The 15,787-nt window shown below is 63.8% G+C and carries 18 protein-coding genes and 1 tRNA gene; 13 read left to right on the forward strand and 6 right to left on the reverse strand.

The annotated features are described in order from the left end of the window. The first annotated feature begins 58 nt into the window (after positions 1-58). On the forward strand, positions 59-1,585 hold the full coding sequence (gene rpoN, locus SX1_RS20020; RefSeq protein WP_019054505.1) for an RNA polymerase factor sigma-54: 1,527 nt from the start codon (positions 59-61) through the stop codon (positions 1,583-1,585). A gap of 1 nt (position 1,586) precedes the next feature. Here the strand turns inward: rpoN and SX1_RS20025 are convergent, their stop codons facing one another. Together SX1_RS20025 and SX1_RS20030 are read right to left on the reverse strand one after the other, a co-directional pair. Continuing rightward, positions 1,587-1,874, reverse strand: coding sequence for a helix-turn-helix domain-containing protein (locus SX1_RS20025; protein ID WP_017183790.1), 288 nt, complete (start codon positions 1,872-1,874; stop codon positions 1,587-1,589). Beyond that, positions 1,871-2,212 carry a type II toxin-antitoxin system RelE/ParE family toxin gene (locus tag SX1_RS20030; RefSeq protein ID WP_019054506.1) on the reverse strand — a complete coding sequence of 114 codons (342 nt, stop codon included), beginning with the start codon at positions 2,210-2,212 and terminating at the stop codon, positions 1,871-1,873. The genes SX1_RS20025 and SX1_RS20030 overlap by 4 nt, the downstream gene beginning before the upstream one ends. Before the next feature lie 304 nt (positions 2,213-2,516). On the opposite strand from SX1_RS20030, the gene SX1_RS20035 reads away from it, so the two are divergent. From SX1_RS20035 to SX1_RS20075, 9 genes are all read left to right on the forward strand, one after another. Then, positions 2,517-3,368 (forward strand): D-amino-acid transaminase, encoded by an 852-nt coding sequence (locus tag SX1_RS20035; protein WP_026149986.1) that lies wholly within the window; start codon positions 2,517-2,519, stop codon positions 3,366-3,368. Positions 3,369-3,559: 191 nt separating this feature from the next. Next, positions 3,560-4,558 carry a MarR family transcriptional regulator gene (locus SX1_RS20040; protein WP_019054508.1) on the forward strand — a complete coding sequence of 333 codons (999 nt, stop codon included), beginning with the start codon at positions 3,560-3,562 and terminating at the stop codon, positions 4,556-4,558. A 55-nt stretch (positions 4,559-4,613) separates the two neighbouring features. Further along, positions 4,614-4,689: transfer RNA gene (locus SX1_RS20045), tRNA-Val, on the forward strand. Positions 4,690-4,788: 99 nt separating this feature from the next. Further along, positions 4,789-4,956: a hypothetical protein gene (locus SX1_RS24580; RefSeq protein ID WP_019054509.1), complete on the forward strand. Its 168-nt coding sequence runs from the start codon at positions 4,789-4,791 to the stop codon at positions 4,954-4,956. 50 nt (positions 4,957-5,006) lie between these two features. Continuing rightward, a complete protein-coding gene (locus SX1_RS20055; protein ID WP_017183784.1) occupies positions 5,007-5,234 on the forward strand; it encodes a zinc-finger domain-containing protein in 228 nt (75 codons plus the stop codon). Between the two features lie 43 nt (positions 5,235-5,277). Further along, positions 5,278-6,720: a metalloprotease TldD gene (tldD, locus tag SX1_RS20060; protein WP_019054510.1), complete on the forward strand. Its 1,443-nt coding sequence runs from the start codon at positions 5,278-5,280 to the stop codon at positions 6,718-6,720. 55 nt (positions 6,721-6,775) lie between these two features. After that, entirely contained in the window at positions 6,776-7,351 is a 576-nt protein-coding gene (locus SX1_RS20065) for a DUF924 family protein (RefSeq protein WP_026149987.1), read from the forward strand. A 158-nt stretch (positions 7,352-7,509) separates the two neighbouring features. Beyond that, a complete protein-coding gene (locus tag SX1_RS20070; protein ID WP_004209785.1) occupies positions 7,510-7,848 on the forward strand; it encodes a P-II family nitrogen regulator in 339 nt (112 codons plus the stop codon). Positions 7,849-7,861: 13 nt separating this feature from the next. Further along, complete coding sequence (locus SX1_RS20075) at positions 7,862-9,208, forward strand: ammonium transporter (protein WP_019054512.1); 1,347 nt, start codon at positions 7,862-7,864, stop codon at positions 9,206-9,208. A 124-nt stretch (positions 9,209-9,332) separates the two neighbouring features. On the opposite strand, the gene SX1_RS20080 is transcribed toward SX1_RS20075, so the two are convergent. From SX1_RS20080 to crtY, 4 genes are read right to left on the reverse strand one after another with little or no spacing between them, the layout of a single operon-like run. Then, positions 9,333-10,232: a phytoene/squalene synthase family protein gene (locus SX1_RS20080; RefSeq protein ID WP_255209812.1), complete on the reverse strand. Its 900-nt coding sequence runs from the start codon at positions 10,230-10,232 to the stop codon at positions 9,333-9,335. Between the two features lie 53 nt (positions 10,233-10,285). After that, entirely contained in the window at positions 10,286-10,867 is a 582-nt protein-coding gene (locus tag SX1_RS20085; protein ID WP_019054514.1) for an LOG family protein, read from the reverse strand. 55 nt (positions 10,868-10,922) lie between these two features. Then, positions 10,923-12,413 carry a phytoene desaturase gene (locus tag SX1_RS20090; protein ID WP_019054515.1) on the reverse strand — a complete coding sequence of 497 codons (1,491 nt, stop codon included), beginning with the start codon at positions 12,411-12,413 and terminating at the stop codon, positions 10,923-10,925. Further along, positions 12,413-13,561, reverse strand: coding sequence for a lycopene beta-cyclase CrtY (gene crtY / locus SX1_RS20095; protein WP_019054516.1), 1,149 nt, complete (start codon positions 13,559-13,561; stop codon positions 12,413-12,415). The genes SX1_RS20090 and crtY overlap by 1 nt, the downstream gene beginning before the upstream one ends. A gap of 241 nt (positions 13,562-13,802) precedes the next feature. On the opposite strand from crtY, the gene SX1_RS20100 reads away from it, so the two are divergent. From SX1_RS20100 to SX1_RS23120, 3 genes are all read left to right on the forward strand, one after another. Then, entirely contained in the window at positions 13,803-14,075 is a 273-nt protein-coding gene (locus SX1_RS20100; protein WP_019054517.1) for a metal/formaldehyde-sensitive transcriptional repressor, read from the forward strand. Then, positions 14,072-15,070 (forward strand): CDF family Co(II)/Ni(II) efflux transporter DmeF, encoded by a 999-nt coding sequence (dmeF, locus tag SX1_RS20105; protein WP_026149988.1) that lies wholly within the window; start codon positions 14,072-14,074, stop codon positions 15,068-15,070. Before SX1_RS20100 ends, dmeF begins: the two co-directional genes overlap by 4 nt. A 56-nt stretch (positions 15,071-15,126) precedes the next feature. Continuing rightward, positions 15,127-15,787 (forward strand): hypothetical protein (locus tag SX1_RS23120; protein ID WP_019054519.1); only part of this gene is annotated, 661 nt, incomplete at its 3' end.

The raw sequence follows: 15,787 nt of genomic DNA on the forward strand, positions 1-15,787 counted from the left end.
AGCCTCGCTTTGACATGATGGCGGCGCGCACTCCCATTCATGACGCAGCTATGGTCTGATGGCGCTCGGTCCACGCCTCGACATCCGGCAAAGCCAGTCGCTGGTGATGACGCCGCAGCTCCAGCAGGCGATCAAGCTGCTGGCGCTTTCCAATCTGGAGATCGATGCGTTCGTCGCTGGTGAGCTGGAGAAAAATCCGCTGCTCGACAGTGGCAGCGCGCCCGACGACCTGCCCGCGCCCGATGGCATAGACCGGGATGTGGAACGCCCCGCGCTTGCCGCCGAAACCGGGTCGAGCGACGATCTGATCGGTCAGGGACTGGGCGCCAGCGATTCCCCGCTCGACGTCGATTATGGTGCCGAAACCTTTATCGACGATGGCCCCGGCGATCGCATGGCCAGCGCCCATGGCACGAGTAGCGCCTCCGGCAGCGGCATGGACGCGCTGACGGGCGGCAGCGGCGAAGCGGTAGATTTCGACAGTTTCGCCAATCCCGAACCCAGCCTTCAGGAACATCTGATGGATCAGGCCCGCGCCGCTTTGTCGGGCATGGACCTGATCGTCGCTGGCCAACTGATCGGCCAGATCGACCCGGCGGGCTATCTGGAGGCCAATCTTCTGGAAACCGCCCATGCGCTCGGCCTGCCGCTGTGCGAGGTGGAACGGGTGCTGGGCGTCATCCATGGCTTCGACCCCACCGGGGTTGGCGCGCGGTCGCTATCCGAATGTCTGGCGCTGCAAGCCAAGGAAGCCGACCGCCACGATCCCTGCATGGCGCGACTGCTCGCCAATCTGGATCTGCTGGCGCGCGGCGCGCTGCCCCAGTTGCGCCGTATCTGCGGCGTGGATGAAGAGGATATGGCGGACATGATCCGCGAACTGCGCAGCTATGACCCAAAGCCCGGTCTGCGCTTTTCCAGCGATCGCGCCGCGCCCGTCACGCCAGACCTGTTCGTGCGGCCTACCGCGGACGGCTGGGCGATCGAGATTAACAGCGCCACGCTGCCCCGCGTCCTCATCAACCGCAATTATTATGTCGAACTGGCGTCGGGCAAACAGGACAAGAGCGCCAAGGCATGGCTCGCCGATTGCCTGGCCAGCGCCAACTGGCTGGTGAAGGCACTGGACCAGCGCCAGAAAACGATCATCAAGGTGGCCAGCGAAATCGTCCGTTGTCAGGAGGATTTTTTCCGCAAGGGCGTCGCGCACCTCAAACCGCTGACGCTGCGCACCGTCGCGGACGCCATCGCAATGCACGAATCCACCGTCAGCCGGGTGACGTCGAACAAATATCTGTCCTGTCCGCGCGGCCAGTTCGAGCTCAAATATTTCTTCACGAGCGGCGTCGCCAATGCCGAAGGCGACGGTGCGGTCTCGGCTGAGGCAGTCAAAAGCCATATCAAGGCGCTGATCGCCGCCGAAGAACCCCATGCCATCCTGTCCGACGACACGCTGGTCGACCTGCTGCGCGCCAAAGGCATGGACATAGCGCGGCGCACCGTGGCGAAATATCGTGAGGCGATGGGCATAGGCTCATCGGTACAACGGCGGCGGCAGAAAGCGTTGCAGGGCAAGGCGGCTTAATTCACCCCAACAACTCCTCCACCAGCGAAGGCCGCTTGGCGATCATCGCCAGCAGCACTTGCGCCGGGCCGGTGGGGCGGCGACGGCCCTGTTCCCAGTTGAGCAATGTGCCACGCGCGACGCCGATGCTGCGCGCGAACGCCCCTTGCGACAGGCCGGTGCTGGCCCGGATCGCCGCAACATCGACATCGCGCACCGCTACCTGATGCACCCGCGCGTCCACATCCTGTCCCTGCGCAAAGGCCAGTGCTTCGTCCAATCCCTGACGGATCGTTTCATAGGCGCTCATTGCCTGTCTCCATAAAAAGCCAGCAGAGCCTTGCCCAGCGCGACCAGTTCCGCCTGCTCGGCACGGCTCAAATTATCCTTTTCATTCTTGGCGAACAGCGTGATCAGAAAGATCGGCACATGCCCGCCGCCGAATAGGTGGATAGTCCGGTATCCCCCACTTTTACCGCCGCCTGCGCGGGCGATGCGAACCTTGCGCAACCCGCCGCCCAGAGAGACGCCTGCTTCCGGGTTGGCCGCGATATAGTTCACCAGCGCGGCGCGCTCCTCATCGGACAGGATCGCTTTGGCCCGTCGCAGAAATTCAGGCAATTCCACGACGGTTTGCAAACGGCTCATGGTAGCAATATATGCGCCATTGGCGCATGCGTCAATGACGCACAAAATCGGTCCGCTGTCCTACACTATCCGCTCCTGATATATTCACACCCGGCTCCTTTTCATCGTCCACCCCACCCCCTGCCCGCACCGGCGGACGACCGACTTTGCGTCAATTTCCCATGCGCGATATGGGCGAATTTAGCGAAGTTCCGCGTCCGCCCTTCCCGCCGCAACAGCGTGATATGCGACGCCAAGCCGCTTGACCCTGCCCGCCCGACCGGCAAAAGCAGGGGTCTCATCGCCTAAGGAAATGCCCCGCTTCATGTCGATCGCCTATCTCAACGGTGCTTTTCTACCGCTTGCAGACGCGCGGATCTCACCGCTGGACCGCGGCTTCCTGTTTGCCGATGGCATTTATGAGGTCGCGGCGGTCATCGATGGCAAGCTGATCGACAGCGCCAGCCATCTCGCCCGACTGCAACGTTCCGCCGCCGCGCTTGGCATCGCCCTGCCCATAAACCTTGCCGAAATTGAGGCGGTGCAAAAGCAGCTCGTCGCCCGCAACGCGCTGAATGAAGGTCTCGTCTATCTTCAGCTGACCCGTGGCGCGGACGCAACGCGCGACTTCCTGCCGTCGCCCGATACCGCGCCGACCCTGTTCCTGTTCGTGCAGGACAAACCCATTCTCCATGTCCCTGCCGTCACGACCGGCATCGCGGTTGCCACGATGCCCGACCTGCGCTGGAAACGGCGCGACATCAAAAGCACCGGATTGCTGGCGCAGGCGATGGCCAAACAGGCCGCGCGCGACGCGGGCGCACAGGAAGCCTGGCTGGTCGAGGACGGCTTCGTGACCGAAGGCGCGTCCTCCACCGCCTTCATCGTCACCGGCGAAGGCATCGTCACCCGCCCCTACAGCCAGGCGGTGCTGGCAGGCTGCACCGGCGACGCGCTGACCGCGCTGGCCGTCGAAAGCGGTCTGGCCGTCATCCGCCGCCCTTTCAGCGTCGCAGAAGCGCTGGCCGCGAAAGAAGCGTTCATCACCAGCGCCTCGACCCTGTGCCAGTCGGTCGTCACCATCGACGGCCAGACCATCGGCACCGGCACCCCCGGCCCGGTCGCGATGCGACTGCGCACACTCTACATCGCCTTCGCCCGCGCCACGGCGGTGTGATCGTACCAGATGACTCCATTTCGGATGCAAATCTCGTCAAGCCAAAGCCCCATAATGGCGAGAATATGGAACCAATGATCAGGTCCGGCCGATCAGTCCCCGACGCCTTCCTCCATTGCGGAGAAAGCAGGGGCTGCATCCCGGCGTCGGAACGATAAGGTGCAGAACAGAACAGGCACAGGAGCCACGCGATGACGGTCGACCCCTTTACCCCCGACTATGACGCCCCGTTCGGCGCACGCGATGAACGGCCCGGTCTGCTGGTCGTCGCCGATGATGCTTGGGGGGACGAGGCTGTCGCATTGGCGCGGGCAGCGGGCCTGCGTCTGCTCGACATTGTATCACTGGCCGACGCGCCGCTCAGGCTCGACATCCAGGTTGGTTGCGACATCGTCATGCTCTTCTGTCCGCGACCAGACCCGACGCTTGATCACCTGATCGTCCAGTTGGAAACCGTCGCAATCCAGAATGGCATGGCCATCATCCTGCTGGCGGGCATCGAAACGCTGGACCTTGCCTATGCCTGCGTCCGCAATCCCCGCACCCAGTTGTTGTGCAACCCCGACCAGACCGATGTCGCCGCTGCCCTGCTGGCCGCTGCCAAGCATGAAAGCGCCGGCCAGAAATTGCACGAAATCACCCGCGAAGGCGAAAGCACCCGCCTGCAGCAATTGAGCGAAGAGGTCGGGCGCCTCGCCCGCACGATCGAGGCTATGACCCAGCGCCCGCGCGGCGTCGCCGCGCCCAGTTTCGATCTTGGTCCGCGCATCGCGGACCGGGCGAGCGATTATATCGGTATGCCTGCGATCGCGCCGATCGGCAGCGAAGTCGCCAGCCCGGACGCTCCGCCGATCAGCGCCACCCAGGTCCGCGACCTGCTGCGCGCACGCCGCATTCGCGCCGATTTCCTGCCCGGCGACCTGTTTGCCGATCCGGCCTGGGACATGCTGCTCGACCTGCTGGCCGCCAGGCTGGAGCATGAGCGCGTCTCCGTTTCCAGCCTGTGCATCGCCGCCGCCGTGCCGCCGACCACCGCCTTGCGCTGGATTCGCACGCTGACCGACAAGGGGCTGGTCGAACGGCAGGCCGATCCCCATGATGGCCGACGCATCTTTATCGCACTGGCCAATGAGGCCGCCGAAGCGCTGACACGCTGGTTCGGCGCCAGCCGCCGACTGCTCACTGCCTGACTCCCGGCTTGACGCCCCGGCATTTTTCCCTAGATAGACGCTTCTCCGCAGGAGCGGGCGATTAGCTCAGTTGGTAGAGCGTCTCGTTTACACCGAGAATGTCGGCGGTTCGAGCCCGTCATCGCCCACCAGTTTTGCCCTACTGGTTTCGCGCAAGCGAGGGCACCATCAATCAAACCGCCTGCGTATCGTTCATCCTGTAGCAAGTATCACTGCGGCACCATCGGGCCATGCCTTTCGCAGCTCTTATTGGCGGCACCATCGCGCCTGCCCTGCTGATGCTGTCCCCCTTTGCGGTGATGGTGGCGAGCGATTGCGCCGACTGGAGGCCCGCTGCCAAGGCCGTGCAGGATAGCAAGGGTCAGCCCTGCAAAAGACCCCGCCTGCCGCTGATGTAAGCGCTCACCACATATTGCAGCGCAGCGCCGCCGCTGCTAGGTCCGCGATCATGATCCAGCCGCCTGAAATCATCCGAGTCTCCAAATCCCGCGTCTCCTGCGACGGTTCAGGCGACATTCCCGCAGCGCTCGGCCATCCGCGCGTGTTTCTCGAAATCGACGAACATGGTTATGTCGATTGCGGTTATTGCGATCGGCGCTTCGTACTAATCGGCAGCATCGCCGACACCGGCGACATCGGCAGCAAGCCCGATATCGCTTCGGGCGCCAGCCTCTAACTTTTCCTTTGGGCCTGGCTACTGTCGCCCCTATATCGGGGACATGACCGATCCGACCGCCCAATTTACCGACGCCCGTGGCCTTCTCTATCGCCCGGGCCTGCTTGATCCCGACGGCGCACGCCGCCTGACCGCCGATGCGCTCAAAAGCTGCGACGATGGCGAACTTTACCTGCAATATCGCGCGAGCGAGAGTTTCGGCTTTGACGATGGGCGGCTGAAAACCGCCGATTATTCGACGGATGCCGGGTTCGGCCTGCGCGGCGTATCGGGCGAAATGACGGGCTTTGCCCATGCCAATGACATCAGCGAGGCCGCTATCCGCAAAGCGGCCCAGACGCTGACCCTGCTCGATCCCGCAACCGCTCCCCCCGCGCCGCCGCCCCAGCACACCAACCGCCATCTCTATACCGACGCCAATCCGCTGGAGATCGTCCCCTTTGCCGAGAAGGTGACGCTATGCGCCGCGATCGACGCGGCTGCCCGCGCGCGCGACCCGCGCGTCGCGCAGGTGTCGGTCAGTCTGGCCGGAAGCTGGTCGGTGATTGAGATCGTCCGCGCTGACGGCTTTACCGCCACCGACATCCGCCCGCTGGTGCGGCTTAACGTCTCGCTGATCCTGGAAGAGGATGGTCGCCGCGAAACCGGCAGCTTCGGCATTGGCGGGCGCTATCTCTATGATCAGGTGATGGAACCTGCCGTCTGGAATCGCGCCATCGACGAGGCTCTGGCGCAGGCGCAGGTCAATCTCCGCTCCGTCGCTGCGCCCGCTGGCGAGATGACCGTGCTGCTCGGTCCCGGTTGGCCCGGCGTGCTGGTGCATGAAGCGATCGGCCACGGGCTGGAAGGCGACTTCAACCGTAAGGGGACCAGCGCCTTTTCCGGTCGCATTGGCGAGCGCGTCGCCGCGCCCGGCGTCACCGTCGTCGATGACGGCGCGATTGCCAACCGTCGCGGTTCGCTATCCATCGATGACGAAGGCACCCCGACGCGCGAGAATATCCTGATCGAGGATGGCATATTGCGCGGTTACATGCAGGACCGGCTCAACGCGCGGCTGATGGGGGTTGAGCCCACCGGCAACGGTCGCCGCGAAAGCTATGCCCATGGCCCTATGCCGCGCATGACCAACACCTTCATCAAGGGCGGCAATGACGACCCGGAAGAATTGTTGTCGCGCATGAAGTCCGGCATCTTCGCCAAAAGCTTTGGCGGCGGTCAGGTCGACATCGTGTCGGGCAAATTCGTTTTTTCCTGCACCGAGGCGTACCGGGTCGAGAATGGCAAGCTGGGCGATCCGATCAAGGGGGCAACGCTGATCGGCGATGGCCCAACCGCGCTGACCAAGGTGGTCGGCATCGGCAACGACTGGGCGCTGGACGAAGGCATCGGCATGTGCGGCAAGGGCGGGCAGAGCGTGCCTGCCGGGGTTGGTCAGCCGACCTTGCTGTTGGAGGGACTGACGGTCGGCGGCACGGCGACCTGACGCTTTGCCGCTACGGAAGGCGGAACCGGTCGGGAGGGTCGTGAGTATAGGCCCTATGAACATGCTGACCGACAGCCACGAAGCGGTTACTGCCGATTGGGCGGCGGCCTTGCTCGACTTCTGGTTCAACCAGGTCGGGGAAACAGGCTGGTACAGCCATGACCCTGCGCTTGATCATCAGTGCCAGACGCGATTTCAGCCTTTATGGGCCGAAAAGAAGGCGCTGCCTGCCGACGCTTTCCTTGACCGCGCCGACGATGCGCTGGCCGCCGTGATCCTGTTCGATCAGTTGCCGCGCAACATGTTCCGCGGATCGGCGGAGGCATTTGCCACCGACGCGCTGGCGCGGGACGTGGCGCGGGGGGCGATTGCCCATGGCTATGACATCCAGATCGGCGGGGCCGGACGGCTCTTCTTCTACATGCCATTTCAGCACAGCGAGGCGCTGGAAGATCAGGAACTGTCGTTGAGCCTGTTCGAAGGTACAGGCGATGAGCGATCGATGGATTTTGCCCGCCAGCATCATGCAATCATCGCCCGCTTCGGCCGTTTCCCGCATCGCAATGCCGCACTGGGCCGGGAAACGCGGCCGGAAGAGGCCGATGCCGCTACGGAAGGCGGGCAATGGTAGGCTGACGCTGCCTATTTTTTAAGCATCAATAGATGGCTGCCCATTTTTTTGGCGCTGCCCTTCGCATCATCGCGCCATAAGCCCGCATTAACGCGTGTTTAACAAATTGGCACGCCTCTTGCTGAGTAGTCCCCTGCAAACCAGTAACAGGGGGCGACATGAAACTTGTCATGGCTATCATCAAGCCGTTCAAGCTTGACGATGTCCGCGAGGCACTCTCCTCGCTCGGCATCGCAGGTATGACGGTCAGCGAAGTAAAGGGCTTCGGCCGCCAGAAGGGGCAGACCGAAATCTATCGCGGCGCCGAATATTCCACCAACATGGTCCCGAAGATCAAGATCGAGGTCGTCTGCGACGACGACCTTGCGCCGCGCGTCGTGGAAGCGACCCAAGCGGCCGCCAATTCGGGTGCCATCGGCGATGGCAAGATCTTCGTCCTCGATGTCGGTCAGGCCGTGCGCATCCGCACCGGCGAGACCGGCGAAACCGCGCTGTAAGAAGGGGGAAATAATGACCTTTTCCAAGAAACTTTGCGGGGTTGCGGGGGCAGCCGGGCTGTCGCTCTTCACCGCTCTGCCCGCTTGGGCACAGGATGCGGCGGCACCTGCCGCGACCGTCGACAAGGGCGATACGGCCTGGATGATGATGTCGACCGTCTTGGTTCTGGCGATGATCCTGCCGGGCCTGGCGCTGTTCTACGGCGGCCTCGTTCGCACGAAGAACATGCTGTCGGTCATGACGCAGATCGGCGCGGCGGCCTGCCTCGCGATGCTGATCTGGGTGATGTACGGCTATTCCATGGCATTCGGGCCGGACTATACCAGCGGCCTGTCCAACTTCATTTCGACCTTTGACAAGGCGTTCCTGAAGGGGATTACCCCGGCGTCGCAGGCCGCGACGTTCACGGCGGGTGTCGAAATCCCCGAATATGTGTTCGTCTGTTTCCAGATGACCTTTGCCGCGATCACCGTGGCGCTGGTGCTGGGTTCGGTGGTCGAGCGCATCAAATTCTCGGCCGTGATGGTCTTTGCCGCCGTTTGGCTGACGATCGTATATTTCCCGATCGCGCACATGGTCTGGGCAGCGAGCGGCTATTTCTTCAAGCTCGGCGCGCTCGACTTTGCGGGCGGCACCGTCGTCCACATCAATGCGGGCGTTTCGGCTCTGGTAGCCTGCATCATCCTCGGCAAGCGCATCGGCTTTCCCAAGGAGCCCATGGCTCCCCACTCGCTGACGCTGACCGGCGTTGGCACTGGCCTGCTGTGGGTTGGCTGGTTCGGCTTCAACGCCGGTTCGGCTCTCGAAGCCAATGGTTCGGCGGCTCTCGCCATGATCAACACCTTCGTCGCCACGGCGTCGGCCGGCCTCTTCTGGATGCTTGCTGAAAAGCTGAACGGCCACAAGGGTTCGGCTCTGGGCTTCTGTTCGGGCATCATCGCCGGCCTGGTCGCCGTTACGCCAGCCGCTGGCAACTCCGGCCCGTTCGGTGCCATCATCCTGGGCGCTGTCGCTTCGATCATCTGCTTCTATGCCGTGACCGTCATCAAGCCCAAGCTTGGCTATGACGACTCGCTGGATGCATTCGGCATCCACGGCGTTGGCGGCATGATCGGCGCCATCGGCACCGCGATCGTCTACTCGCCTGCCTTTGGTGGCCCCGGCGCGGAAGATTATGTGATCTTCGACAAGCTGCTGGTCCAGCTTTATGCGGTCGGTGTGACGATTGTCTGGGCCGCCATCGGCACCGTGGTCGCCATCTTCATCGCCAAGGCAGTCACCGGCCTGCGTGTCAGCCAGGAAGTCGAACTGGAAGGTCTCGACCTCGGCGAGCACGGCGAGCGCGCCTACAATATGTAAGACTTGGCAGGGCGGGCCGCCCGAACGCGACAAGGCCCGCCCGCCCCACATTGTTCCTCCTGCGAACATGCCTCGGGCCGATGCGAAAGCATCGGTCCTTTTTTTTGGCGCGTGAGGGGAGGCGTCAGGCGGTGGGGCGGGTCCACAGGCCGGCCGGGCGCGGCGTTGTTGCGGGCCAGCGGCGCGCGCGGCCAATCACCTGCCAGCCGGATCGCATGACCCACAGCAGCTTGTCGGATTTGGGCGTGACGACGCGATGGTCCCATGCCTGTTCGCCCCGCCTGGCGACCTCCCGCGCAATGTCGCCATAAATGCCCGCTGCGGCCAGCACAGCCCATGCCGCGCGCGGCGGCAATGCGCCGGTGCCGTGGCGCGCGCTTTGTTCATAGGCGGCGGCCATGTCGGCCATACGCTTGCCCAATAGGGCAAGGCGCGAGCGGACCCATGGCTTCATATGCTCGCCGGGCGGAATATCCATTTCCGCGAGCCACTCCTGCGGCAGGTAGCAGCGGTCGGCGGCTTCATCCTCGCTGATGTCGCGGGCGATGTTCGCCAGTTGAAACGCCAGCCCCAGATCGCAGGCGCGGTCCAGCGTCGCCTGATCGGCCGGATCGACCCCCATCAACACCGCCATCATGCAACCGACAGCGCCTGCGACATGATAGCAGTAGCGCAGCATATCGTCCTGACTGCGCGGCCTCCAGTCACGCGCGTCGAGCGCGAACCCCTCTATCAGGTCGTGGGCATAGCGGGCCGGAATGGCGCATTCGCGCATCACCACGCCAAAGCCGTCAAAGGCCGGATCGCCGGTCGCCTCACCGCGCAGCGCCATGTCGGTCATGACGCGGATGGTCGACAATCGCGCCTGCCCGTCGCTTACGCCGGTGAGCGTGCCGCCATGGTCCTGTCCGTCGGCGATGTCGTCGCACTTGCGGCACCAGGCGTAGAGCAGCCAGGCCCGTTCACGGGTTACCCGGTCGAACAGGGTAGAGGCCATGGCGAAGGATTTGGAGCCGCGCGCTATGCTCGCCTGCGCATGGGCGACGAGGGCGGGACGGTCGAGATGTGGCGAACCCGTCAGAGCCGCTCCGCCTTCATCGCGAAGATCGTTTCGTGGGGCTGATAGGCGGCCATGGTATCGAGCAGGGCGTCTATGCTGTCGGCATGCAGCAGGATGCCCGCATGCTGGGCGCGGATGAAGCCTGCCGCCACCATCTGCCGGTTGAAGCCGATCAGCTGGTCGTAAAAGCCGCCGACATTGAGGAGGCCGACCGGCTTTTGATGATAGCCCAGCTGCGACCAGCTGATCGCCTCCCACAATTCGTCCATCGTCCCTACCCCCCCGGGCAGGGTGACGAAGCCGTCCGACAGGTCGGTAAAGAGCTGTTTGCGCTGGTGCATGGTCTGGACGACGTGCAGCTGCGTGCAGCCGCGATGGGCCACTTCCGCGCCGACAAGGGCGTCGGGGATCACGCCAATCACCTCGCCGCCAGCCTCCAGCGCCGCGTCAGCCACAGCGCCCATCAGGCCGAGGCGTCCACCACCATAGACGACGCCGATTCCACGGGCGGCGAGGGTGCGTCCGACATGGCGGGCGGCTTCGATGAAGATCGGATCGGCGGGGGTGGCTGATCCGCAATATACGGCCAATCTATTCATACTCTTCCCATATTCACCATATGGCATCGTGAAAATATCGATATAATTCAGATACTTAGCCTAATGCGGCCAGATCCTCTATCATCAATGCCGCTGTCGCCTTCGCGCTGCCGACGACGCCGGGGATGCCAGCGCCCGGATGCGTGCCTGCCCCTACCAGATACAGGTTGGGAATCACATCGTCACGATTATGCGCGCGGAACCAGGCGCTCTGCGTCAGCAAGGGTTCCAGGCTGAAGGCGCTGCCCAGATGGGCGTTCAGATCGCGGCCGAAATCGGACGGCGCATAATGGAACTGGGTGACGATGCGCGACCGGATGTCGGGGATCAGGCGATGCTGGATTTCGTCCAATATCCGGTCGGCATAGGCGGGGGCGAACTGATCCCAGTCGATCGGCAGCTTGCCCATGTGCGGCACCGGGGCGAGCGCATAGAAGGTCGAATGACCGTCGGGCGCCATCGACGGATCGGTCACGGTCGGATGGTGCAGATAGAGCGAGAAATCTTCCGGCAGCACGCCATGATCGTAGATGTCCGTCAGCAACCCCTTATAGCGCGGCCCGAACAGGATCATATGATGCGGGATGCCGGGCCAGCTGCCCTTGATCCCGAAATGCAGCACGAACAGGCTGGGCGACCAGCGCTTTTGCGCCAGCTTTTCCCCCTGCTTTGCCCCGCGCGGATGGTGGGCCAGCAGATCGCGATAGCTGTGCATCAGGTCGGCGTTGCTGGCGACAGCATCCGCCTCCCCGCGCCAGCCCGACGCTGTATGTACGGCGGTGATCCTGTCACCCTGGGTTTCGATCCGGGTCACCTTGTCACCCAGCCGCAACGTACCGCCCAGCCGTTCGAAATGGGTCGCCATGGCCTGCACAAGACGATTGGTCCCGCCCTTCGCGAACCAGACGCCGCCATCCTTTTCCAGCTTGTGGATCAGCGCATAGATGGCGCTGGTGTTCATCGGATTGCCGCCGACCAGCAGCGTATGGAAGGACAGCGCCTCGCGCAGCTTGTCATTCTTCACATAGGAAGAAACGATCGAATAGACCGACCGCCAGGCCTGATATTTGGCGAGCGCGGGCGCGGCCTTGATCATCGAGGCGAAGTCGAGAAAGGCGACCGAGCCGAGCTTGCGATACCCCTCCTCATACACCCCGGCGGCATAATCGAGGAAGCGTTCATAGCCGGCGACGTCGGCGGGATCGAGCTTGGCGATTTCCGTGCGCAGCGACGCTTCGTCATTGCTGTAATCGAAATTGGTGCCGTCGCGCCAGTTGAGGCGGTAGAAGGGGCTGACCGGCATCAGCGTCACGTCCTGCGCCATGTCATGCCCCGACAGGCGCCACAGTTCCGACAGGCAATCGGGATCGGTGATGACGGTCGGCCCGGCGTCGAAGGTGAAGCCGTCCTTTTCCCACATATAGGCGCGGCCACCGGGACGGTCACGCGCCTCCACCAAAATGGTGTCCATGCCGGCGGATTGCAGGCGGATGGCGAGCGCGAGGCCGCCAAAGCCTGCGCCGATGACGATCGCTTTTCTGGTCATCAGGCGGGCGGATTCAACAATGTTCGCATGGCATCCCTTATGGGCACGGGGGGGCGTCCGCACAAGATGCGGATGCGGTCGGTCAGGGTGGAGCGCCCGGCGTAGAAGCGCTGGATCAGCGGCGCGGACAGGCGGTAGAAGCGGGCGAAGATGCGCCAGCGCTGGTCGGGCCGGGCCGCGCCGAACAGCATCTTGCCGAGCAGGCGATAATAGCCGCCAGCGCGCCAATGGGCGGCGGCGCGGGCGCGGGTGACCATGGCCAGACGATCGAGCGGCTGATCCACGAGCCAGGTGGCGAAGCGGACGGCATCAGGCAGCGAATAGCCGGTCATGGGCTGAAACAGCCCGGCCCGCACACCGGCGCGGGCGACCGGATCATGCGCTGGCCAATAGCTGTCGAAATCGCCGCCATGGACAACCGGCAGCACACCCTGTTCGCGGTGGACGACCGTGCCGTGCCAGCCCTTTGCCTGCGCATAGGCCGCGATCCGCGTGCCGATGCTGGCGACATCCAGCGCCGGGCTGTTGCTGTAATATGTGTCTTCGATGAAGATGGTGCGGGCGTCCCAGGGCAGCAGATAGACGAAGCGATACCCGTCAATCTGCTCCACACTCGCATCCATGATGACGGGCCGGTCGATCCCGTGCGGCGCATCGAGCCGCAGCGTATGGCCCACGAACTTCTGCCAGCCACAGCGCAGCGCCGACAGGTCGCCCGCCCCGCGCACATCGATCACCGCGCCTGCGGTAATTTCCAACCCGTCGGCCAGCATGACCGCATCGGGCGTCACCGACACCACATCTGCCCCCGTCAGCACGGCGTCGCCCAGCACGGCGCGGATATGCGCGTCGAGCCGGGGCGAGGCGATGCTGTTATAGGGGGTGTCGAGTTGCCGATGGTGGCCGGGAAAGCGGACATCATGCCCCTGCGGCCAGCGATGGCTAATCAAGGGATCGACCAGCCAGCGGTCGCCGGGCGACACATCGCCATCGAAAAAGGACCAGATATGGTTGCCGCCAATCCCGGCGTCGCGTTCCACCAGCGCCAGCCGCACATCGGGCCGCCGGGCGGCGAAGGCGAGCGCGATCAGGCTGCCCGCCAGGCCGCCGCCAAGGATCGCCAGATCGCATTCCACCCGGTTGGTCATGCGATCCTGTTAGGGGAGGCTGTGCGGCAAGGCCATGACCCAAATGGCGCGGCGGTATGGTTTTTGGGGAAGCGATTGAAGATAGCGGACCTGTTCAGCACAAAATGACCATAGCTTGATCCGTTGGTTTCGAGCGCAATCGAGAAACCTGCGCGGCGTTTCTCGACTGCGCTCGAAACGAACGGGGGCTGGTGCAGGAGGCCCTGGTAAACATCTCCCAAATAGTATAGGGGGGTACCCTATGAATATCGTCGCCGATCGGGACAAGTTGCTGGCGCGGGTGCGCCGTATCGCGGGACAGATTGCCGCGGTGGACCGCCAGTTGACGGTGGACGCCGACTGTTCCGAAACGCTGCAACTGGTGGCGTCGGTGCGCGGCGCAGTCAGCAGCCTGATGGAGGAACTGATCGAGCAGCATATGCGCGAGCATGTCGCCCGACCGGGCCTGACCGATGCCGAGCGCAGCGCCGCAAGCGAGGAAATGCTGGCGCTGATCCGCCGCTACGGGAAATGACGATGCACGACGGCCACGATCACCGGCATGACGATCACAGTCATGACCACGCCCCTGCCCCAACGCTCGACGCGGCGTCCATGGAGGGCGAGGACAGCCATTATTTCGACCATATCTATCTGTCCGCCGGGCATGACGAGAATGCGAAGCGCACCCTGTGGGTCGTATGGCTGACCGCCGCGACCATGGTGGTGGAGATCGTCGCGGGATGGACCACCGGATCGATGGCGCTGCTGGCAGACGGCTTTCATATGGCGACGCATGCGGGCGCTCTGGCCGTGGCGGCGGCGGCCTATGCTTATGCCCGGCGGCACGCGCGCAACCCGCGCTACACGTTCGGGACGGGCAAGGTGGGCGATCTGTCCGGCTTTGCCTCTGCCCTGCTGCTGGGCGTGATGGCGCTGTTCATCGCGATCGAATCGGGGATGCGGTTCTTCCAGCCGGTCGAGGTTGCCTTTGGCGAGGCGACGCTGGTGGCCGTCGTCGGGCTGGTCATCAACATCATCAGCGCATTCCTGCTGGGCCATGACCATAGCCATGATCATGGCCATAGCGATCATGGGCATGATCATGCTCATGGCGCCAAACATAGCCATGCCGACAATAATCTGCGCGCCGCCTATGTGCATGTGCTGACCGATGCGCTGACGTCGGTACTGGCGATCGCGGCGCTGCTGGCGGGGCGCTATCTGGGCTGGCGGTGGATGGACCCGGCGGTTGGGCTGCTGGGCGCGGTGGTGATCGCGCGCTGGGCCTGGGGGCTGATGAAGGATACCGCCGCGATCCTGCTGGATACGGCGGAACCGGCGCTGATGGCGAGAGTGCGGACGCTGGTGGAGGCCGAGGGCGCGACCATCTGTGACCTGCATGTCTGGCGCATCGGCCCGCATGCCCATGCGTCGATCATCAGCCTGGCGCCGGGCGCGGACGTTGCACGAGTCCGGGCGCGGGTGAAGTCGCTACCGCGGATGGAGCATGTGACGGTGGAGGGCTAATATTTCCATGCTGTAAGGGGATTGCCCTGCGCACCGGCTTTGTCCGATGATGCGCCATGGATTTCATGAAATGGATCAACTCGCTCGACGAGCTTCTCTACGAAGTCATGAGCTGGCTGCTCTTCTTTCCGCTGACGCTATGGCGTTCGATCGTCCATCCCTTTGCGATGATGGACTATGCCGACGATCAGCTGGCTCTGCCCGACGACCAGCAATATGGCGCAGCGCTCAGCCCGCCGCTGTTCCTGGCGATTGCGCTGCTGATGGCGCATGTGGTTTCGCTGACGCTGGGGCAGGTTGATGCGATCGTTGCCGACCGGCACGGGCTGGGCGCGCTGGTCAATGACGATGCCAGCGCGCTGGTGCTGCGGCTGGTCGTCTTTGCGTCCTTTTCCCTGTTCACCGCCACAAGGATGGTGCGCCGGCGTGGCCTGCCGATCGACCGCAATACGCTCAGGGCGCCCTTTTACGCGCAATGCTATCCCACCGGCGTATTCGCGCTGGGGCTGGGCACCGGCGTCGCCCTGGTCCGCACGGCGTGGCCCGCCACCCATATAGGCGGCATCGGGCTGGTCGTCGCGAGCATCCTCTATTATGTCATCATCGAGACACGCTGGTTCGCCATGAAGCTGCGCACCGGCTATATCTCCGCGGTCGGTGCGGTCGCCATCACCCTGTTTGAAGCATTTACCCTGTTCCTTATCGTCGGATTTCGGC

This window comes from Sphingobium xenophagum NBRC 107872 (assembly GCF_000367345.1).
GTDB lineage: Bacteria > Pseudomonadota > Alphaproteobacteria > Sphingomonadales > Sphingomonadaceae > Sphingobium > Sphingobium xenophagum.